The organism is Trinickia sp., assembly GCF_051953955.1.
Classification (GTDB): Bacteria; Pseudomonadota; Gammaproteobacteria; order Burkholderiales; family Burkholderiaceae; genus Trinickia.
In genome coordinates this window covers 1-21,114 of sequence record NZ_JBQCIF010000018.1, presented here as the reverse complement: position 1 = coordinate 21,114, position 21,114 = coordinate 1, and the positions used below count along the sequence as shown (strand labels likewise).

The 21,114-nt window shown below is 65.5% G+C and carries 15 protein-coding genes; 5 read left to right on the top strand and 10 right to left on the bottom strand.

The features are described from left to right. Positions 1-240 precede the first annotated feature (240 nt). From ACTHNZ_RS03300 to ACTHNZ_RS03290, 3 genes are all read left to right on the top strand, one after another. Complete coding sequence (locus ACTHNZ_RS03300) at positions 241-1,548, top strand: solute carrier family 23 protein (protein WP_440541066.1); 1,308 nt, start codon at positions 241-243, stop codon at positions 1,546-1,548. A 340-nt stretch (positions 1,549-1,888) separates the two neighbouring features. Continuing rightward, positions 1,889-3,163: an EAL domain-containing protein gene (locus ACTHNZ_RS03295; RefSeq protein WP_440541065.1), complete on the top strand. Its 1,275-nt coding sequence runs from the start codon at positions 1,889-1,891 to the stop codon at positions 3,161-3,163. Positions 3,164-3,413: 250 nt separating this feature from the next. After that, positions 3,414-4,625 carry a branched-chain amino acid ABC transporter substrate-binding protein gene (locus tag ACTHNZ_RS03290; RefSeq protein WP_440541064.1) on the top strand — a complete coding sequence of 404 codons (1,212 nt, stop codon included), beginning with the start codon at positions 3,414-3,416 and terminating at the stop codon, positions 4,623-4,625. A gap of 79 nt (positions 4,626-4,704) precedes the next feature. On the opposite strand, the gene ACTHNZ_RS03285 is transcribed toward ACTHNZ_RS03290, so the two are convergent. From ACTHNZ_RS03285 to ACTHNZ_RS03240, 10 genes are all read right to left on the bottom strand, one after another. Beyond that, the gene (locus tag ACTHNZ_RS03285; protein ID WP_440541063.1) at positions 4,705-8,310 is read right to left on the bottom strand and encodes an indolepyruvate ferredoxin oxidoreductase family protein; all 3,606 of its coding nucleotides are present in this window, start codon (positions 8,308-8,310) and stop codon (positions 4,705-4,707) included. 345 nt (positions 8,311-8,655) lie between these two features. Next, the gene (locus ACTHNZ_RS03280) at positions 8,656-9,705 is read right to left on the bottom strand and encodes an ion channel (RefSeq protein ID WP_440541062.1); all 1,050 of its coding nucleotides are present in this window, start codon (positions 9,703-9,705) and stop codon (positions 8,656-8,658) included. Between the two features lie 58 nt (positions 9,706-9,763). Continuing rightward, a complete protein-coding gene (locus ACTHNZ_RS03275) occupies positions 9,764-10,009 on the bottom strand; it encodes a hypothetical protein (RefSeq protein ID WP_440541061.1) in 246 nt (81 codons plus the stop codon). A 98-nt stretch (positions 10,010-10,107) separates the two neighbouring features. Next, positions 10,108-10,329: a hypothetical protein gene (locus ACTHNZ_RS03270; protein ID WP_440541060.1), complete on the bottom strand. Its 222-nt coding sequence runs from the start codon at positions 10,327-10,329 to the stop codon at positions 10,108-10,110. 131 nt (positions 10,330-10,460) lie between these two features. Then, entirely contained in the window at positions 10,461-11,429 is a 969-nt protein-coding gene (locus tag ACTHNZ_RS03265; RefSeq protein WP_440541059.1) for a carbohydrate kinase family protein, read from the bottom strand. An 11-nt stretch (positions 11,430-11,440) separates the two neighbouring features. Continuing rightward, complete coding sequence (locus tag ACTHNZ_RS03260) at positions 11,441-12,829, bottom strand: AGE family epimerase/isomerase (protein WP_440541058.1); 1,389 nt, start codon at positions 12,827-12,829, stop codon at positions 11,441-11,443. Further along, positions 12,826-13,866, bottom strand: a complete 1,041-nt coding sequence (locus tag ACTHNZ_RS03255; protein WP_440541057.1) for a LacI family DNA-binding transcriptional regulator — start codon at positions 13,864-13,866, stop codon at positions 12,826-12,828. The genes ACTHNZ_RS03260 and ACTHNZ_RS03255 overlap by 4 nt, the downstream gene beginning before the upstream one ends. Before the next feature lie 167 nt (positions 13,867-14,033). Beyond that, entirely contained in the window at positions 14,034-15,905 is a 1,872-nt protein-coding gene (locus ACTHNZ_RS03250; protein ID WP_440541056.1) for an EAL domain-containing protein, read from the bottom strand. A gap of 187 nt (positions 15,906-16,092) precedes the next feature. Then, on the bottom strand, positions 16,093-17,361 hold the full coding sequence (locus ACTHNZ_RS03245) for a GGDEF domain-containing protein (protein WP_440541055.1): 1,269 nt from the start codon (positions 17,359-17,361) through the stop codon (positions 16,093-16,095). A 401-nt stretch (positions 17,362-17,762) separates the two neighbouring features. Beyond that, positions 17,763-18,779: a bile acid:sodium symporter family protein gene (locus ACTHNZ_RS03240; RefSeq protein ID WP_440541054.1), complete on the bottom strand. Its 1,017-nt coding sequence runs from the start codon at positions 18,777-18,779 to the stop codon at positions 17,763-17,765. Positions 18,780-19,271: 492 nt separating this feature from the next. Here ACTHNZ_RS03240 and ACTHNZ_RS03235 point away from each other — a divergent pair, with 492 nt between their 5' ends. Together ACTHNZ_RS03235 and ACTHNZ_RS03230 are read left to right on the top strand one after the other, a co-directional pair. Further along, positions 19,272-19,565 (top strand): hypothetical protein, encoded by a 294-nt coding sequence (locus tag ACTHNZ_RS03235; RefSeq protein ID WP_440541053.1) that lies wholly within the window; start codon positions 19,272-19,274, stop codon positions 19,563-19,565. Between the two features lie 447 nt (positions 19,566-20,012). Next, the coding region (locus tag ACTHNZ_RS03230) for a porin (RefSeq protein WP_440541052.1) at positions 20,013-21,114 on the top strand (1,102 nt) is incomplete at its 3' end.

Genomic DNA, 21,114 nt, shown 5'->3' with positions numbered 1-21,114 from the left:
GCTCATGTATGGGGCGGGGGCGCTCTTTATTTTTTTGTGGTGCGCCCGCGCCGCGGGGCGGGCCATCGTGCCCGGGGGCCCGGCCCGCCGCCGCAAGCGAACGAAGCCGTCTCGACGGCTTCCGTGCTTGTCACCGGTTATTGCCGTCCTTAAACTCGCGCGTGATTCCAATGCGCCGCCACCATGAAGCGGCGTCATCCCCGCAGTCACAATCCACACGCGAGAAGGAGCCCACCGAGCATGGCCGAATCCTATTTTCCGCGCGGGCGCCTCGCGCCGCGCGCCGCCGAGGGACGCGTCGTCGCCCCGGACGAGCGTCTGCCTTGGCCGCAAACGCTTGCCATGGGTGTGCAGCACGTCGTCGCCATGTTCGGCTCGACCGTGCTCGCGCCGCTGCTCATGGGCTTCGATCCGAACCTGTGCATCTTCATGTCGGGCATCGGCACGCTCTTGTTCTTCTTGCTCGTGGGCGGCCGCGTGCCGAGCTATCTGGGCTCGAGCTTCTCGTTCATCGGCCTCGTCATCGCCGTGACGGGCTATGCAGGCCACGGCCCGAACGCCAACCTCCCCGTCGCGCTCGGCGGCATCATCGCCTGCGGTGTCGTCTACGCGATCATCGGCCTCGTCGTCAGCGCCGTCGGCACGAAGTGGATCGAGGCGCTCATGCCGCCCGCCGTCACGGGCTCGATCGTCGCCGTCATCGGGCTGAATCTGGCGCCGATCGCCGTCAAGGGCGTGAGCGGATCGACGTTCGATTCGTGGATGGCCGTCGTCACCGTGCTGTGCGTCGGCGTCGTCGCCGTCTTCGCGCGCGGCATGGTGCAGCGTTTGCTCATTCTCGTGGGGCTCGTGATCGCCTATGCGATCTATGCCGTCGTGGCGAACGGCTTGGGCCTCGGCAAGCCGATCGACTTCTCGATCGTGGCGCATGCCGCGTGGTTCGGCCTGCCGCACTTCTCGGCCCCCGTGTTCGATCCGCATGCGATGCTGCTGCTCGCACCGGTCTCCGTGATTCTCGTCGCCGAGAACCTCGGCCATATCAAGGCCGTCAGCGCCATGACGGGGCAAAACCTCGATCGCTACATCGGCCGGGCTTTCGTCGGCGACGGGCTTGCCACGATCGTCTCCGGCTTCGCCGGTGGCACGGGCGTGACGACCTACGCCGAAAACATCGGCGTGATGGCCGTCACGAAGATCTATTCGACGATCGTGTTCGTCATGGCCGCGGTGATCGCGCTCATTCTCGGCTTCTCGCCGAAGTTCGGGGCCGTGATCGAGACGATCCCCGGGCCCGTGCTCGGCGGCGTGTCGATCGTCGTGTTCGGGCTCATCGCCGTCACGGGCGCACGCATCTGGGTCGTCAACAAGGTCGACTTCTCCGACAATCGCAATCTGATCGTCGCGGCCGTCACGCTCGTGGTCGGCGCCGGCAACTTTTCGCTGCAGGTCGGCGGATTCGCGCTCGGCGGCATCGGCACCGCTACGTTCGGTGCGATCCTGCTCTACGCATTGCTGCGCCGCGAATCGGCGCGCGGCCCCGTGCTCTGACCATCGAGCGTGGGCATGGTGCGCGCGTTTGCACCATGTCGGTGCGTCGCGCACCCGCGCCCACACCCAGGAGCAAGAGCGTGCGCCCCGCATTGCGCGCGCCGCCCGCACCGCGGCGGCGCTCGCCGATCGCGGCGGCGCCACGCCAGTATTGGGATTTCGCGCGAGCATGGAGCTTGCTTTCGTCACGGCTGCCACTACAGTGAAAAGAACCGAGGGAGCCGTCGATGATGTCTTTTGCCTTTCGCTTCCAGGACTGCCTGCGCAGTCGCTCGAACGGTGACGTTCGAAAGATCCCCGACATCAGGGGTGTGTCCCGCCGCCGTCCCAGGAGGCCGGCATGACGTCGCCCGTGCGCGAGGACACCGCCGCCGGGTTGGCGCTCGAAGCCGACGTCACGTCAGGGCAGCAGCGCTACGCGCTGCGCCATCGCGACCTCACGCTCACGAGCGTGTTTCAGCCGATTTTCAGCTTGGCGCATCTGCGCTCGGTCGGCTATGAGGGGCTGCTGCGCGCGCATGACATCTTCGATCGCCCGATTCCGCCGCTCGACGTGTTCGGCGAAGCCGCGCGCCAGGGCGAGCTGCTCTACGTCGATCGCCTCGCGCAATCGCTGCATCTCGAGAATTTCAAGACGTTGCATGCCGAGCGCGAATGGCTGTTCCTGAATGTCCATGCCGGAGCGCTGGCCGATTCGTATCACGCCGCGGCATTTCGCGCGCATCTCGATCGGCTCGAGTTGCCGCCGCGGCGCATCGTGCTCGAACTGCAGGCCGTGCGCGCCGAAGAGTTCGACAAGCTCGCCGACGAGGCGCGGCGTTTTCGGGAGCAGGGTTTTTTGATCGCGCTCGACGATTTCGGCGCCGGCGATTCGAATCTCGAACGCATCTGGCAGCTCGATCCCGACATCGTGAAGGTCGACCGCATGATGCTTTCGCAAGCGGCGCATCGCACGCCGGCCGCGGAGATCCTGCCGGGATTCGTGTCGATGCTGCATGAGGCGGGCAAGCTCGTGCTCGTCGAGGGCATCGAGACGGAGCATGAGGCGCAGCTCGCCTTCTCGTGCGATGCGGACTTCGTTCAGGGCTTTTACTTCGGCCGTCCGAGCCCCGCCAACGCCGATGGCCCGTATGCCGGCGAACGCATCGCGACGCTCGCCGAGCGGCATCGCGCGCAGACCGAAGCGCGCGAGCGCGCGCGAGCGGGCCGGTTCGCGCCGTACGTGCACGCGTTCGCCCGTGCCGGCGAGCGCCTCGCGCAAGGCGAGCCGCTGGAGGAGGTATGCTGGAATTTCCTCGCGCTGGATCGCGCGGCGCGCTGCTTCCTGCTCGACGAGCAAGGGCGGCAGGCCGGCCGCAACGTCGTCCTGCGCGCGGATCGCGCCGGCCAGGAAGCGCGCTTTGCGCCGGTGGCCGATGCACAGGGCGCCAATTGGATGCGTCGGCCGTATTTCAGCGCAGCGATTCATGCCCCCGATCGCGTTCACGCGACGAACCCTTACCTGTCGATCAACGAAGCGCTACCTTGCGTGACGCTGTCGATGGCCGTGCGCATCGGCGAACGCCTATGCGTGCTCTGCGGCGACATCGATTGGCTCGACGACGCGCCTTGCTGACGTTTCCTTGACGAGCCCGAGGCGGCAATCGCCGCCGCCGGCTTGATCTGTCCGCCTCGCCGCCTATCATCAGAATAGGCGCGACCGGCGCATCACCCGCTCGAACGGTCGCGGCGCGTACATTGCTATGGCCTATGGCATGGCTATTCGCACTATGCACGACGCGCGCCGCGACCTAGCTTCGACGCTCGCTGCACACGAGTCCGAGACGCGCTCCCATTGATAAATAACAAGCACAAGGAGCAAGAACATGATGGTTCGGCATCTACGCAGATCGCGCGCACTCGATCGTCTTCGGCAGGCGTCGCTCGCCGGCACCGGCGCGCTCGCATTCTCGATCGCGATCGCACCCAGCGCCGCATTTGCGCAAGAGACGATCAAGATCGGCGTGCCCGTGCCGTTGTCGGGTAGCTATGTGACGGCCGGGAAGGACATCCTGAACGGTGCGCAGCTTGCGGCGGGTGACATCAATGCCAAGGGCGGCGTGCTCGGGAAAAAGATCGAGCTCGTGCCGGAAGACGACAAATGCGATGCCGACGCGGCGGCCGGTGCGGCGCAATCGCTCGTCGACAAGGGTGTCGTGGCCGTTGCAGGCGGCTATTGCTCGAGTGCAGCGTTGCCCGAATTGCGCGTGTTTCACGGTGCCGGTCTCGCTTACGTGATGGATGCGTCGACGAATCCCGAGCTGACCGAAAAAACCTGGGACGGCGCGTTCCGTACGATCGGCCGCGATGACGAGCAGGGCCCGTTCGCCGCGAAGTTCATGAAAGAGGTGTTGCATGCGAAGTCGGTTGCCGTGATCAACGACAACACGACTTACTCGAAAGGCTTGGCCGACAACACCGTCGAAGCGTTGAAGAAGCAGGGCGTCGACGTGGTCTACAACGATGCCGTCACGCCAGGGCAGATGGACTACGCCGACGCGGCCAAGAGCGTCGCCGAACTGAAGCCCGACGTGGTCTACTACACGGGCTACTATCCGGAAGCGGCGCTGCTCGCAAAGGATGTCCGGCAACTGAAGCTGCCGGTCAAGTATCTGATGGGCGGCGACGGCACGACCGATCCGACGTTGATTCAAGCGGCGGGACAGGCCGCCAAGGGCATGATCTGCACGACGGCGCCGCTGCCGCAATTCCTCACGAGCGCGAAGGCACGCCGGTTCGTGGCCGACTACAAGAAAGCGTATAGCCATGCGCCGGGACCGTATTCGATCTACGAGTACGACGCCGTGTCCGTGGTGGCGAAGGCGATTGCCGATGCGAAATCGACGAAACCGGCCGACATCACCGCTGCCCTGCACAAGATCTCGAACTTCGAGGGTGCAACGGGCGACATTTCTTTCAACGAGAAGGGCGATCGCAAGAATGCCGTCTATATGGCCGTGATCGCACAAGGCACGGACTTCAAGCCTTACCGCGAACTGGCGGCGAACGGAAGCTGGGTGTCGCCGAAGTCGAAATAGCAGTGTGTCAGGGCGGGGGCGCGAGAGGCTGATCGCGGTCCCCGCCCCGTCCTCGTCCTCGTCCTCGTCTACCAGCGGCTCATTTGGCGACGACGACGGGAATGCCGCGCAACGATCCAGCGCTCTTCATTTCGTCGAGTGCCTTTGCAACGGCGCGACTCGTCGCCGCGTCCAACGCGAGGCGCACAGCGAGTTCGCGCTCGCTGCGTTTGATGCTCGCGAGGTTGCGCAGCTTCACGTGGCCATAGCCTCGCACCTTCGCATGCAGTTCAGCGAGTGCCGCGACGTCGTTCGCATTGGACGCGTCGAGCACGGCGAACGCGCGCCGCATCGTCGTCTCGTAGTCGCCGGCGAGTGCGCGCTCCATGCGGCGTTCCACGGTGCGGCCGAACGGATCGAGCGGCGTGCCGCGCAAGCCGCGCCACTTCGCGAGTTGCCCGAGCACCGGCCACATCCATTGGCCGAACGTCTTCTTGCTCGGCACTTCGCCTGCCTTGGCCTTCGACAGCGAGGGCGGTGCGAGATTGAATTTCACGCGGAAGTCCTTGCCGGCCGTGCCTTCGAACTGCGCTTCCAATGCTGCGCGGAACGCGCGATCGGTGTGCAGACGTGCAACCTCGTATTCGTCCTTGACCGCGAGCAGCCGGTAGAACGTGATGGCGACCGCGCGTGCGACGTTCGCTGATGGCACGCGGCGGTCGGCATCGCGCGCGGCGGCAACGAGCGCGCGGTAGCGTTCGACGTAGCGCGAGCCGCCGTATGCGGCGAGACGTGCCTCGCGATCGGCGACGAGCGCATCGAAATCGAGCATCGCTTCCGCCTGCTCGCCCGCGCCCCGTGCCGCCCGTGCGGCGGCGTGGCGCTCGGCCCACAATGCGTCGAGCCCGGCCGGATCGCCGGCCGCGAGTCGGCCGACGGCGAAGGCGAGCTTGTTCATCGGCACGGCTACGTTGTTCAGCTCGATGGCCCGCATCAGGGCAGCGTGCGAGACCGGCACGAGTCCCATCTGCCAGGCGAAGCCGAGCATGAGGATGTTCGCGCCGATCGTATCGCCGAGAAACTTGGCGGCCAGCGCTTGAGCATCGCAAATCGACATGCGCTCGTCGCCGGCGGCGTGCCGCATCTTGTCGATCAGCGCATCGGCATGCAGATCGGCGTCGGGATTGCCGACGAACGACGCGTTCGGGATCGCGTGCGTATTGACGACGATGCGTGTGCGGCCGTGGCGCACCGTCTGCAAGGCATCGGCGCTCGCGCCGACGACCATGTCGCAGGCGAGCAGCACGTCGGCTTGCTGCGTGTCGATGCGTACTTGATTGAGCCATTCGTCGCGCGCGGCGAAGCGCACGAACGAGAGCACGGAGCCGCCTTTTTGCGCAAAGCCCATGAAGTCGAGCACCGAGGCGCTCTTGCCTTCGAGGTGAGCGGCCATGCTGATCAAGGCGCCGACGGTCACGACGCCCGTGCCGCCCACGCCCGTCACGAGAATGTCGTACGGCGCGGCATCGAGCCCGACGTGCGGGACGGGCAAGGCGTCGACGCGCCGCTCGAGTGCGGCTTCATCGAAAGCGGCGCCGGCTGCTTTCTTGAGCTTGCCTCCCTCGATCGTGACGAAGCTCGGGCAAAAGCCGTTCACACACGAGAAATCCTTGTTGCATGACGATTGATCGATGCGGCGCTTGCGTCCGAGCGGCGTCTCGACGGGCTCGACCGACAAGCAGTTCGATTGCACGCCGCAATCGCCGCAGCCCTCGCAAACTTCCTCGTTGATGAACAAGCGCTTATCGGGATCGGGGAATTCGCCCTTCTTGCGCCGGCGGCGCTTCTCGGCCGCGCAGGTTTGATCGTAGATGAGGACCGTGACGCCTGCCGTTTCGCGCAGCTCACGCTGCACGGCATCGAGCTCGCGCCGGTGATGGAACGTCGTGCCTTTCGGAAAAAGGTCATGATGGCCGTTGTACTTTTCCGGTTCGTCGGACACGACGACGAAGCGCGAGACGCCTTCGGCTTCGACTTGCCGCGCGATTTGCGGCACGGAGATGCTGCCGTCGACGGGTTGGCCGCCCGTCATGGCCACCGCGTCGTTGTAGAGAATCTTGTAGGTGATGTTCGTGTTCGCCGCGACGGCTTGCCGAATCGCGAGAATGCCCGAGTGGAAGTACGTGCCGTCGCCGAGATTCTGAAAGACGTGGCGCGTTTTCGTGAACATCGAGTGCGATGCCCAGTCGACGCCTTCGCCGCCCATTTGAATGAGGCCGGTCGTGCCGCGATCCATCCACGAGGCCATGAAGTGGCAGCCGATCCCGGCGTGAGCGATCGAGCCCTCGGGCACTTTCGTCGACGTATTGTGCGGGCAGCCCGAACAGAAGTACGGCGTGCGGCGCACTGCGTCGGCTGCGTTCGAAAGGATTTGCGGCGCGACGAGATCGACGACGCGTTCGCGCCGATCGAGCGCCGGCTTGTGGCGTGCGAGCCACTCGGCGAAGACGGGCAGCACACGCGACGGACGCAACTCGCCGAGTGACGACAGTAGCGGCTGCCCTTGCGCGTCGTGCTTGCCGACGATGGCCGGCCGGCTCGCCGCGGCGCGATTGTAGAGATGATCCTTGATCTGCTGCTCGATCACGGGCCCTTTCTCTTCGATGACGAGCACTTCATCGAGGCCATCGACGAACGTATCGAGGCGCGTCGTTTCGAGCGGGAACGAGAGGCCGACTTTATAAATCCGAACGCCGGCCGCATCGAGATCGGCGACGGTCAGATCGAGCCGCCGCAGTGCTTCCATGAGATCGAGGTGCGCCTTGCCGCAGGTCACGATGCCGACGTTGGCGCGCGGGCTTGGCGCGATCCACCGGTCGATGCTGTTGCCGCGTGCGAAGGCCCGGACGGCGTCGAGCTTGGCGGCGAGCCGCGCTTCGATCGTGAGGCTGGGCAGATCGGGCCAGCGGTTGTGCAGGCCGCCTGCCGGGGGGGCGAAATCGGCCGGTGCGGGCCAGTGCATCGTGAGTGCGTCGAGATCGACCGTCGCGCCCGATTCGACTGTTTCGGAGATGGCCTTGAAGCCGACCCATGCGCCCGAGAATCGCGACAGTGCATAACCGTAGGCGCCGAACTCGAGCATGTCGGCGATGTTCGACGGATTCACCACGGGCATGTGCCAGGCCATCATCGCGTAGTCGCTTTGATGCGGCATCGACGACGACACGCAGCCGTGGTCGTCGCCGGCCACGACGAGCACGCCGCCGTGCGGGGAAGAGCCATAGGCGTTGCCGTGCTTGAGGGCGTCGCCGGCGCGGTCGACGCCGGGACCTTTGCCATACCACATGGCGAAGACGCCTTCGACGGTGCGTTCGGGGTCAGCTTCGACGCGTTGCGTGCCGAGCACGGCCGTGCCGCCGAGTTCTTCGTTGATGGCGGGTAGAAAGCGGACGTCGGCTGCGTCGAGCAGTTTCTTGGCCTTCCACATTTGCTGATCGACCATGCCGAGCGGCGAGCCGCGGTAGCCGCTGACGAAGCCGGCGGTGTTCCAGCCTCTAGCGCGGTCGAGCTCGCGCTGGGCGAGCACGATGCGCACGAGCGCTTGCGTGCCCGTCAGAAAGATGCGGCCGCGCGTGGCGGTGAGATTGTCGGTGAGCTTGTAGTCGGATAGCGCGGGCGTGCCGTCGATCGGTAGGCGGGCGGTCATAGTGTCGTCTCCTTCTGTCCTTCGTGGTCCCCGTCTCGCGCCGGCGGCTGGCCGGTGGCAAACGATGCCCGCCCGGCAGGGGTGATCAAGCGTCTATTTTTTCGCGGCGAGGGCAGAGGATTTTTGCTATCTCGATCGTGAAGACGGCTCAATGCGGCGATTTGTGCGCGGAAGGTTCGAGATAGGAGAGGATTTTTTCTGGGGCTGTTCAATGCTGCTGATGGGTCCTACGCACGAGAGAGGGGCGAGCGCCCAACGCGGGCCACCCCCTTGTTTGTGAAAAGGACGCCGCGTGCGTCCTTTCTCCTATCGGTACCCCAGCGTATCCATTGAATCGTTCGCCCGCTAACCCAGGCTGGCCGACGAGGCGCTCGCGCTGCCGGCCCCGTTGCCCGTGGCGTCGAGCGCAATGATCTCGTCGAACTTCGTGTAGTCGATGTGGGTGATGCCGTTTTCGTCGTCGCAGAGCAGATCGGCAAAACCGTGCTGCCAGCGAATCTCTTCATGCCCCCAAGTATGCCGCCCATACATCGTCTGCGTCGTCGTTTCGTCGGCACCCTCGATCATCAGCAGCAGTGACGCCTCGCAAGCGGCGAGGCTTTCCGCCGTCTCGCCATGGAGCGGGCTCGACTCATCGATGACGTGCATGAGGTTCCAGCCGAGCGCGAAAATCGGATGCTGCTCGCGCACGAGCTTCAAATCGAGAATGCGCCACAGCGGATACCCTTCGGGCGTCGTTTCGTGCCGCATCAGCCGCAGCCGCGCCTGCGCCTCGACGATCACGTTTTGGCGCGCGTTCGCGGCACGCAGCATCAGCGTATTGCGGCCATCGAGCGGACGCACCACGACGACGCGCGAAAAAATGATCCGCGCACGCGGGCGCGAGAACCGCACGAAGATGAGGCCCGTGGCCAATGCGATGCTCGACATCCCCGTGAAGATTTCGAGCGTGGCAATCGCATGCGCGTAGACGGTCTGCGGATGCATGTCCCCGTACCCGACCGTCGCCAGCGTCTCCACGCTGAAAAAGAACGCGCCGAGGAAACCGTCGGGCGCTTGATTCGCAATGGGCGCGTGGCCCAGCGAATAAAGCACGGCAAAGCATGCATTCAAGACGACGAAGAAGGCGCCGAGCGAGCCGAAGAACATCGGCCAAGAAGCCGTCAGCGCGCGGTGGTAGAGATCGAGCCGCGCGCGGTCCGGCATCCCGTGCGTAATGACGGTGCCCGTGCCCGAGCGCAGGATGCGGCCACCCTTGCCGATGTGCGCGGCACGCTTCGGAACGTCCCGCCGGTGCGGGGCGCGCGGTACGCGGGGCGGCGAGTCGCTAGGCGCCGCGTTGTCGGCATGCGGGGGCTGCGTGGACTGCGTGTCGTCGTGCGTATCGATGGCCATGGCGCGAGCGCGTCGTCAGGAACGGGCGCAGCGTAGCACGCACGGTCCCCGCGTGCGACTACGGGAACGCCCTCGGTTTCGGCACGCCGGCGCCGTGCTCGATGTCGTCCACCGCTCGGCGATGCGCGGAGTCGATCGCGTCGGCGACGCTCGTATATCCGTTGTCCCCGCCTACCGTGATCCAGCGCTGCACCGGTTTGTCCTGATGGCGGATCTCGTATTCCGCGTCCCAGCGCGCGCCTTCGAGCTCGATGGGCCGTACGTGGATCGAATAGACACCGTAGACGAATTGCTCTTCGGCCACTTTGAACCTCCATTCGCCGTATCTCGGCGAGCGTCGTTCTCTTCAGGGCTCGCAGCCGCACGCACCGGTCGAGCCCGCCGCCTTACAGGCCCTACAGGCTACAGTTCGATTTCACCGAGGATCTGGTGCGCGAGCGCCTTGGCTTCCTCCAGCGCTTCGGACACCGTGGCGCTCGACCCCTTGACTTCGTAGACCGTGGTCTCGGGCTCGGTTGCGTCGTCGCGCGCGAGTTGGACGATGCCCTGGAACCGGCCGTCGGCGAGTTTCTGCACGCCGGGCGTGGCCGTGTAGATTCCTTTCGTGTAGGTGACGTCTTCCATGATGACGCTCCTGTCCGGACGCATGAATCCATCGTAGCACGCGCTCGGCCCGCCCATCGGTGGCTGCGCGCGCAGGACCTCGCGGCGTTCGGTGCAGCCGCGGGCAACCCTGCGGCCAGGATGAACCGGCTTTATGGCAAGAGCGCGACGATTTCGTCGAGCGTCGGCGAATGCGCTCCTGCCCGGCGGCATGCCGCCGCGCCCGCGGCCAGCGCGAACGCGAGATGGTCGCGCCAGGCACGCTCCGGCCGCTGAATGAGGCTGAACAGCAGGCCGCCGATCGAGGCATCGCCCGCGCCGACGGTATCGACCACCTCGACGCGCGGCGGCATGGCGGCAATCGTCTCACCCGGGGTGATCAGCGTGGCCGGGCCCGCGCCGCGCGTTACCAGCAGCGTGGCTTCCTTGTTCATCGCGCGCAGTTCGTCGAGCGCCGTGTCCTCGTCGGTATCGAACAGGCACCGCAAGTCTTCGTCGGACACCTTGATCAGATCCGCGAGCGACGCCATCGTCTCGAGCATGGGACGGTAGCCGTGCTGCATCAGATTGCGGTAGTTCGGATCGAAGCTGATTTTGACGCCTTGGGCGCGCAGGTCGGCGGCCAGCGTCGCGAGCGTGGCCGAAAGCGGCGCGCGGGCGAGGCTGATGCCGCCGAAATGCGCCCAGCGCGCGGCGGCCATCCAACCCTCGGGCAGCGATTCGGGATCGAATGCGAGATCGGCACTTGCCTCGCCGATGAAAAAGTACGCGGGCGGATGCGTCTCGTGGACGATCGCGAGCAGCGGCGCGCGCTCGACACGCTGTAGGAAGCGCAGATCGAGGCCCGCGGCGTCGCTCGCGCGGTAGAGCTCGTCGGAGAAGCAGTCGGTGCCGATCGAGCCCGCGAAGGCGGTCGGCACGCCGAGGCACGCCACGGCGCGCGCGACGTTCCAGCCGGCGCCGCCCGGATGCGACACCCAGCGAGCGCCGTCCGTGCGGACGAGATCGGTCAGGATGTCGCCCGCGCTGACGAACAGCGGGAAGGGGCTCGGCGCCGCGTTCGTCGTGCCGGCCGTGCCGGCTGCTGGGTTCGGGGTGCTCGTATCGCTCGGGGTATGCATGGATCGTCCGTTCAGGCTTGGCTCGCAGGCGCGCCGCCGCTTCCGTTTCCGTTGAAGCGACTGGCGCTGCCGTTTCCGCTATCGGTGCCGTGGGCCGCGTGCGCGGCGAAGGCGGTGGTTCTGGCGTCGCCGTTCGTTTCGCCGAGCGCATGCAACACTTCATAGCAAGCGCCCATCGTGTGGTAATCGGTCTTGCCGGCCGGGCTTTTCTCGTCGCCGTACTTCCGGTTGTCGCACGTCAGTATCCGATACCACGCGCCATGGCGATGATCGACGAAGTGCGTCCAGCTATAGCTCCAGATCTCGTCGTACCAGTCCCAAAAGCGCTCGCTGCCCGTGCGGTGCCCAAGCAGCGCCGCGGTGGCCAGTGTTTCGGCTTGGACCCAAAAGTATTTGTCGTGATCGCAGACTTTGCCGTCGGTGCCAAAACCGTAGCAGAGGCCGCCGTGCTCGTCGTCCCAGGCGTGCGTGAGCGCGGCGTCGAACAGCTCGACGGCACGCGGCAGCAGCCAAGGCAGCGGGCGATGCCGTTCGAGAATCAACAGCAGCTTGGCCCATTCGGTTTGATGCCCCGGCTGAAATCCCCACGGCCGGAAGATGTTCGAGCTGTCTTCTTCGTTGTAATGCCAATCGACGGACCAGTCGGCATGGAAATGCTCCCAGACGAGCCCATGCGAGAGCTTGGCTTGCCGCTCGGTAATGTTCGTGGCGACGCGCTCGGCGCGATCGAGATAGACGAGATGGCCCGTTGCCTCGTAGGCCGCGAGCAGTGCCTCGGTGGCGTGCATGTTGGCGTTCTGCCCGCGATAGGTGGAGACATGCCAGTCCGGCGTCGCTTCGTCGGCATACAGCCCCGCGGCCGGGTCCCAAAAGCGGCGCTCCATCAGTTCGAACGTCTCGGCAATCTGCAGGTGCGCCTCTTCGATGCCGGCCATTGCGGCGTGCGCCTGCGCGAGCAGCACGAAGGCGAGCCCGTAGCAGTGGCGCGTGCCGTCGATCGTGCGCTTCTCGCGGTTGCGCCACTCGATTTCCCAGTCGTACCCGCGATGCTCCGGATCCCAGTGCGCGTCGCGCAGGAACGCGAGGGCGTGGCGCGCGTAGTCGAGGTATTGCGGATCGCCGAAGTGGCGGTACGCCATCGCGTAGTTGAAGACGAAGCGGCAACTGCTCACGAGGTGGCGCGAAGTGCGGTCGTAGACGGTGCCGTCGTCCTTGAAATAGTGGAAAAAGCCACCCGACGGATCGTGCGCCGTCGGCGCGTAGAACGCCAGTGTGTCGGCCACGTGCTCGAGCAGGAACGCGCGGTCGCGGAAGTCGTCGACCGGCGGCACCATCGCATTCGTATGGATCGCGCCCGGTGCGAGCTTGGCGCTTCGAGAGGCGTTGGGGAGCTTCGTCATGATGTCGTTTCCGATTCGATGCCGGCCGAGCCGAGCGCGTGTTGCAAACCGGTGGCGCCGGCCGTGCTGGCCCGTACGACGAGCGTGGCCGGCAGGCGCACCGTCAACTCACCGGGCGTGTCTTCGAGCAGCAATTGGACGCCGCGCGCGCCGAGCGCCTCCTTGTCGATCGCGATCGTCGTCAGCGACGGCGTGGCATGCGCGGCGGCGGGAATGTCGTCGAAGCCGACGAACGCGATGTCCTCGGGCACGCGCAAGCCGCGTGCGAGCGCAACGCGCATGGCCGCCAGCGCGGCCACGTCGTTATAGGCGAACACGGCATTCGGCGCGCGCTCGGGCCCGTGAGTGTCGAGCAGGCGCTGCATCGCCAGCGCCGCGCCCTCGTCGGGCGGCAGATGCGCGTCGATCGACGTTTCGAGCGATGGATCGAACAGCAGCCCGGCTTCGAAGAACGCGCGCCGATAGCCGAGTGCGCGCTGGGCGATGCTGTAATGCGCGAGCGAGCCGCCGATGAACGCGACGCGCTTGCGCCCGAGCTCGAACAGATGCCGCATCGCGAGCGCCGCGCCAGCCGAGTTGTCGAGGTTGACCGAGCGCATGTTCGGGGCCCATAGATCGATCAAGACGAGCGGGCGCTGCATGGCGGCGATGGCCGCGAGGGTTTCCGGTTCGACGAAGCCGGCCACCGCGATCGCATCGGGCGCATGCAGGCGCAGTTGCTCGACGACGTCTTCCGTCGGCCCGGCCGTGAGCAGCGACGGCACGATGCCATGCGCGCGGCAGGCGTCTTCTACCCCGTGAAGCACATGCGAGAAGAACGGGCTCGAGCCGAAGTTGTTGTGCTGGCGGTGCAGCAAGAACGTGAGGCGACGGATGCGCGGACGCAACTGCGCCGCATCGTAGCCGAGCCGGCGGGCCGTTTCGACGACGCGCAGCCGCGTGGCTTCGGACAATCCCGGCTGGTTTTTCAGCGCGCGCGACACCGTGCCGATCGACACGTTCGCCGCTCGGGCGATGTCGCGAATCGTAGTGGCCATCGTCGCTCGCATTCGATGAAGGGAATGCGGCCAATTGTATAGTAAAAACGGCGACGGACCGCCTGGACGACGTTAGGAATTCACCTTAAACGCTCGACCGGTAAGGATTATGCAATGAAATATTGTTTAGTAAAAAATGCTAAACGTTGTTGTGCGCAGGCCGGGGATCAACTCAGCACGGGCGTGCGCGGGAGCATCGGCACGCTGGGCGGCTCGTGCAGATGCAGTTGCGCGGCGCCTTCGTCGAGATCGATCACGAAGAAGCCGTCCGCCTCCTGCTTCGCGCGATGCTTGGCGAGCGCCGCCACCGACGCGATCTCCTCACTGCCGTAGTGCACGCCGCCGCGAGCGCGCGGCGTCACGCGCACGCAGCCGATTGCCATCGTCACGAAGCTGAAGAAGGTCGGGTTGCCGCGCCGGTCTTCCCCATGAATGCCGCCCGCGCTGCGGTCTTCATCGGCGTAAAAGCGCAGCGCGCCCGTGCCGAACGCGCGCAACGCCCGCTTTGCGCGCTCGTGCCAATCCTCGCTCTGGAACAACACGAGAAAGTCGTCGCCGCCCACGTGCCCGAGGAAATCGCGCGTTGGATCGCAGACGTCGGCGAGCACGGCCGCCGCGAATTTGAGCACCTCGTCGCCGTGCCAATAGCCGTAGCGATCGTTGAACGGCTTGAAATGGTTCAGGTCGACATAGCAGGCATAGAATTCGGCGCGATGCTCGACGAGCCGGGCGATGTGCGAGCTGATCGGGATGTTGCCGGGCAGGAAGGTGAGCGGGTTCGCATAGCGGGCCGCCTCGATCCGCACTTCCGTGACGGCGCGCACGAGGCTTTCGCCCGTGCCGAGACCGACATAGCGCTCCTCGTCGGTGATGACGAAGCCGTCGGCCAGATAGCGTTGGTCGTCGCTCGCCAGCAGCTTGGCCATTTGCTCGACGGTCATCGATTTTTCGATGATGACGGGCGATGCATTGGCAAACAGCGTGCACGGGCGCTTGCCGAACAATTCGCGGTGATACGGCAGCGCGTAACGATCCATGAAGCCGCGCCGGTTGATGAGCGCGATCGGGCGCTCCTCCTCCACTACCGCGACGGCGTGTAGCGCCGGCAGGCGGTTGAAGAGTTCGAGCACGTCATTGTTGGTCGCGCTCTTGGGCACCGCGGGTGCGGCGACGATCATCTTCGCGGCGGCCATGCCGCCCGAAGGCGAGGCGGCCACCGGCGTGCGCGTCGCCCCGGGAAAGACGGCAATGTGGCCTGCCCCGAGCGCGTCGCGTGCGCCTTGCGCGAACTCGCGAGAGACCTGCGCGTTGGGGCGCCCGATGAAAAAACCCTGCCCGAGCGCGATGCCCATGTCGCGCACCACGATCAGATCGGCCGCGTTCTCGATGCCCTCGGCGACGAGCCGTGCGCCGCTCGCGCCCGCGAAATGCTGCATCGCGCGCACGGCCTCGAATTTCAGCGGGTCGTTCGCGATGTCGTGGATGAAAAAGCGATCGATCTTGACGACGTCGGGCTGCAGGCGCACCCACAGGTTCATGCTCGCGTTGGCGGTGCCGTAGTCGTCGAGCGCGAATTGGATGCCGGCCTCGCGCAGCATGCCCACGGCGGGGGCGAAGCTGCCCACGTCCGCGATCGCACACTGCTCCGTCAGCTCCAGCACGATCCGATCGACGGCCAGTCTCTGCCGTTGCAGCCAAGCCAGCGTACGCTCGCGCGTATCGGCCAGCGCGATCAGCGCATCGGCGCTGAAATTCAAGAACAATTTGCCCTCGCACCCGAGATCGGCGAACGCCGCGACGCAGGCGCGCGCGGCCGCGTGCTCGAGCGCCACGGACAACCCTTCCCGGGCCGCTTCGCCGAACAGCATGCCCGGCGCTTCGAGCGCCGTTCCTGCCGGACCGCGTATGAGTCCCTCGTAGCCGAGGACGGTGCCGCGGTCGAAATCGACGATGGGCTGGAAGACGGCGGTAAGCGCGCGCTGAGCGATCAGCTCGGCTACGCTCGACGCGCCAGGCGGCGATGACGGGCTCAAAGACATGACGATGCAGCAAGCCGGAAATGATTGGACACTCGGCTTATCGACCGCGCCACTTGATAGTTGAATGAATTTTTGGTGAAGCGATGCACCGATGTGGTGCGTGAGCCGAGGGTGAGCGTGCGCGGACTGCCGCCCGTGCGGCGCGCAAAGAGGCGGGCAGGATGGACGGGTAGGCCCCGCCGGGCGGCTAGTCCGCCAGGGGCTCGCGGCCCGGTTGCGCCAACGAATCGTTGGCGGCGTCCGCGCGTGCATGCTCGCGCACGCGATCGGCCATGCCGCGTTGCTCGGCTTCCTTGAGCGGCGGCGCGGCGTCGGCTGGCCGCTCGGCAATGACGACGCGGTTGCGCCCCGCGCCTTTCGCATCGAGCAGCGCGGTGTCGGCGCGCCGGATCACGCGTTCGATCGGCTCCCCCCGAGCGTGCTGGGCGACGCCGACGCTGATCGTCAGCACGACTTCGAATTGGCGCCAGTCTTCGATTCGCCGGCGCAGCCGCTCGGCGACGCGCGCCGCGTCCTGCTCGTCGGTACCGGGCAGCAGCACGACGAATTCCTCGCCACCGAAGCGCCCGGCGACGTCGCTCGGCCGCATGCTGTGCTGGATGTGCTGAGCGATCACCTGCAGCGCGCGATCGCCGGCCTCGTGGCCGAAGCGATCGTTGACGGACTTGAAATGATCGGCGTCGATGTAAAGCACCGAAAACGGTTGATTCATGCGCTCGGCGCGTAGCAAGATGCGGCGCCCGAGTTCGAATACGCGACGCCGGCGCGGGAGCTGGGTGAGCTCGTCGATGTCGGCGAACGCGCGCAATTGCCGCTCGAGCCGAAAGCTTTTCTTTTGCGAGCGTAGCGCGAACAGGTTCGTGACGAGGCTCGTGCAGATGGCGATGAACATCGAGAGCACGACGCCGAACTGTTCGACGGCCGACGGGCGGCTGAGCGCGACGAGCGCGAGCGGCCCGGCCACGGCGAGCGCGGCGGCGGCCGGGAAATCCCATCCGCGCAGCAGGACAGGGCTGAAGGTCAGCGGGATCAGAACGAAGGCAGGCAGCACGATGAGCATGCCGTCGCCCCACTGAAGCGCATGCAAGACGATGCCGGCCTCGAGCGAGCCGATGAAGGCCAGCGCCGCCAGGCTCGCCCGCAACCCGCTGCCTTGGAGCCAGGCGACGATCAGTGCGGCCGCCATCGGCAACGCGGGCAGTGCGCTCGTGAGTGCGGCCGGCACCACGCGGTGCTGCTCGAGCCAGGCATCGCCGACGAGGAGCACGACATAGCCGAAGAGCGCCGTTGCAAGCTGCGCGCAAAGGAAAGACCAAAGCCGATACGCGGCGTAGTCTTCGAACGAATGATTGTCTTCGGGCGCCTCGATGGTTTTGGCGCGCCGCCCCCGTATGCGTTGTATGCGGCGCGACGCCGCCTCATGGCGAACGTCGTGAGATCGATCCTCGCTGCTCATTTATTGTCTCGCTTGGACATGCAATTTCAGTATTCACGGAAAAAGCTTATCGGCACCCCGTTTGTCGCGCCATTCTAATAGCGCTAAATGTCGAGCGGGACGATTTTAAGAAGATTTATGAAGTATGGGCGGCGCAGCGCATCAGGCGGGGCGTTCGCTTATCCGCTCAGGGGCAGCGTCGAGCGTCGCGTGCAGCGGCCGGAACAATTGCCGGTGCTGCGATTTCCCACGTTTTGTGTATCGCGGAAACGGCAAACGTTTGCTGGCGGCATTGCGTTTTTCGCGGCGCAAAATCGCGCGCGCCTATTGATTTTCTCTATGGCTCGATTTTCGACGCAATGCAATATGCCGTGACGCACCGGCGCCGACGCGCGCAGCTCCCGCTCGGGGACACTCGGCGTTCAGCGCTCTGCGTCTGCGGCACCCACGGGCCGCGAATGCCGGGCATGGCTGTCGCGCATGGACCATCGCTGGGCCAGGGCCGCACAGACCATCAACTGCATTTGATGGAAAAGCATCAGCGGCAAGACGACCGCACCCACGGCCTGGGAGGCGAAGATGACCTTCGCCATGGGAATGCCCGAGGCGAGACTCTTCTTCGAGCCGCAAAAGATGATCGTGATCTGGTCTTCCCGATCGAAGCCCAGACGCTTGCTCGTGAACGTCGTGATCCCGAGTGCGAGCGCGAGCAGCACGGCGTTCGCGAAGAGCAAGCCGGCCAGCGCGGCGGGAGGCAGATGATGCCAGAGCCCTTCGTTGACGGCCTCGCTGAACGCGGTATAGACGACGAGCAGAATCGAGCCTTGATCGACGAACTTCAGCAGGCCCCGATTGCGATCGATCCACGGACCGATCGCCGGCCGCAGCAGTTGGCCGGCCACGAACGGGACGAGCAACTGCAGGACGATGGCGCCGACCGTATGCCAGCCCGAGCCCGAGGTGGCTGCCTGGTTCGTGACGACGAGGCTCACGAGGGCCGGTGTGAGGAAGATTCCGATGAGGCTCGATGCCGATGCGCTGCATACGGCGGCCGGCACGTTTCCGCGCGCGATGGACGTAAACGCGATCGACGATTGCACGGTCGAGGGCAGCGTGCAGAGAAACAGAATGCCCGTATAGAGCGCAGGCGTGACGAACGGCGCCGCGAGCGGTTTCAGCGCGAGCCCGAGCAGCGGGAACACGGCGAAAGTGGAGAGCAGGACGACGACATGCAAGCGCCAGTGGGTGGCGCCTGCCATGACTGCCTCGCGTGAGAGTTTGCCGCCGTGCAGGAAAAACAGCAGGCCGATGGCGATATTGGTGAGCCAATTGACCGCGACGGCGGTTTCGCCTCTACAAGGCAGCAGGCTGGCAAGGACGACCGTCCCGACGAGTGCGAGCGTGAAATTATCGGGGATCAGATAGCTGAGACGACGCATGAGCAAAACTTCTCGTTATTCGAAACGAATGGCTCGCCGATAGACGCGAAAGGGCGGGCGGGAATTGAGGGCGCAAACGGGGAATGCGCGGTGCGGCGAAATGGTCGCACGAAAGCCGCTGAATAGACAAAAACGCCTCCGTAACAACGAGTTACAACGGCGTTCTTCGCCTAACACTTTTTGCCTCGACACCTTGGTGGGCGACCCATAAATTACACCTCGAGATCCCTCGGAGCACGATTTATCTGACGACCGCTCGGTAAGGAAAGCGCGCGCAGCGCGCTGATGCGACGGCGATCCCGTAGGGAGTGGGCGAGTGCATCGATCATGGCGGATTCGGCTTTGAAAATCATCGGACGTTGGTCAGCGGGCGCGCTCTGCGCGGCTGCGGCTTGCCTCGTCCATGCTCAGCCGCCGCATGGCCCTCATGCCGCTTCTCCCGGTGCTCACGCACGGCAAATCTGGCGCACGCCGAATCAACCGATACCGCGTATGGCGGGGCCCCGCGGCGCTCGCGGCTTCGTCATGGCAACCGATCCCTATGGGCACGGCGGTGCGCACGTCGTGCCGGCGCCCGCGATCGCGCCCGCTACCGTGCCGTTCCGTCCCGTTAGCGACGAGGCGCGCACGCTCGCGCGCGAGGGCGGCGCCGCCTATCTGCGCGCGGGATCCATCCGCGCCGACATCGCTCGCTACAACGAGGAGCGCGAGGCGAACCGCCCGGTGCCGCGCCCCCCCAATGCGCCGGCGTCTCGGCCGCCGCAATCGTGGCTCTACCGCAATTGACGGACCGTCGCCCCGATGCGGCGCCCGTGGTTCGGCGGCTACGCCGGACTGCCGCGCCGTGATGTAAAAACGCCACACTTTCACCGCCGCGGACCGCGTTCACGCGCGGGCGAAGCACTCCTCGGACGAAATGATTTTGTCGTCCGTCGCGAGTGGGTCATATTCCTTCCTACCTCTTGGCCTACGGCCGCGAGCGAGCACCGGCGGGCTTTTTCGGGTGCTCCTCGGGTGCCGCGCCGGTGCATGCGCGCGCATTCGCGCACCGCGAGCGCGCACCCCTGCCCCCTTACGCAACACGCTTAAGCGAACCGCTATACCGGCAATAAGCGGACGTAATTTTGTCCATGAATATGGTCCGTGACGATGGGACGCCCCTAACCATCCGGCGACCCACAGCGCCTCGAGCGGTTCGCACGCATCACTTTTTGGACAAAGACAGGAGATCACATGAAAGCCACCGTCAGCCGCGCGCTGAAAACGAGTTTTCGCTTGGCGGCCGTTGCCGCCGTAGCCGCCGCCGGGACGGCCGCGCATGCTCAATCGAGCGTGCAGCTCTACGGCCAAGTCGACACCTGGGCGGGGATGCAGCAGTTCCCGGGCGGCCAGCGCGCATGGGTGGAAGGCGGCGGCGGCATGTCCACGTCGTATTGGGGCATGAAGGGCTCGGAAGACCTCGGCGGCGGCTATAAGGCCGTGTTCACGTTGGAGGACTTCTTCTTGCCGCAGAACGGCAACTATGGCCGGTTCACGGGTGACAGCTTCTTTTCGCGCAACGCGTACGTCGGCATCGAATCGCCCTACGGCACGGTGACGGCGGGCCGGTTGACGACGCATCTGTTCGTCTCGACGATCCTGTTCAATCCGTTCATCGATTCGTATACGTTCTCGCCGATGGTCTATCACGTGTTCCTCGGCAACACGGCGGTTCCGACCGGCGCAACGTACCGCACCGACACGGGTGTCGTGGGCGATTCGGGTTGGAACAACGCGGTTCAATACTCGAGCCCGAACTACAACGGGCTGTCGGGCAGCATCATGTACGGCCTCGGCAACCAAGCCGGCAACAACGGCGCGAAGAAGTGGAGCGCGCAGGTGCTGTACTTCCACGGCCCCTTCGCTGCGACGGGCGTCTATCAGTACGTGAACTTCAACAACGCGCCGGGCGACCTCGTGAATCCCGCGCCGTTCGGGACGATCGTGCCGTTCAAGAGCCAGAGCGTCGGCCAGCTCGGCGCCAGTTACGATTTGAAGTTCGTGAAGTTCTACGGCCAGTACATGTACACGAAGAACGAGAAGGTCACGGGCGGAAGCTGGCACGTCAATACGGGGCAAGGCGGCGTCACGGTGCCGGTCGGGCCCGGGACGGTGATGGCCTCCTACGCCTATTCGCGCGATTCCGGCGGGCTCGATCAGACGCGTCGGACCTGGGCGGTCGGCTACGACTACCCGCTGTCCAAGCGCACCGATCTCTACGCCGCGTATATGAACGACCAGTTGAGCAGCTTGTCGACGGGGCAGACGATCGGGGCGGGGATTCGCGCGAAGTTCT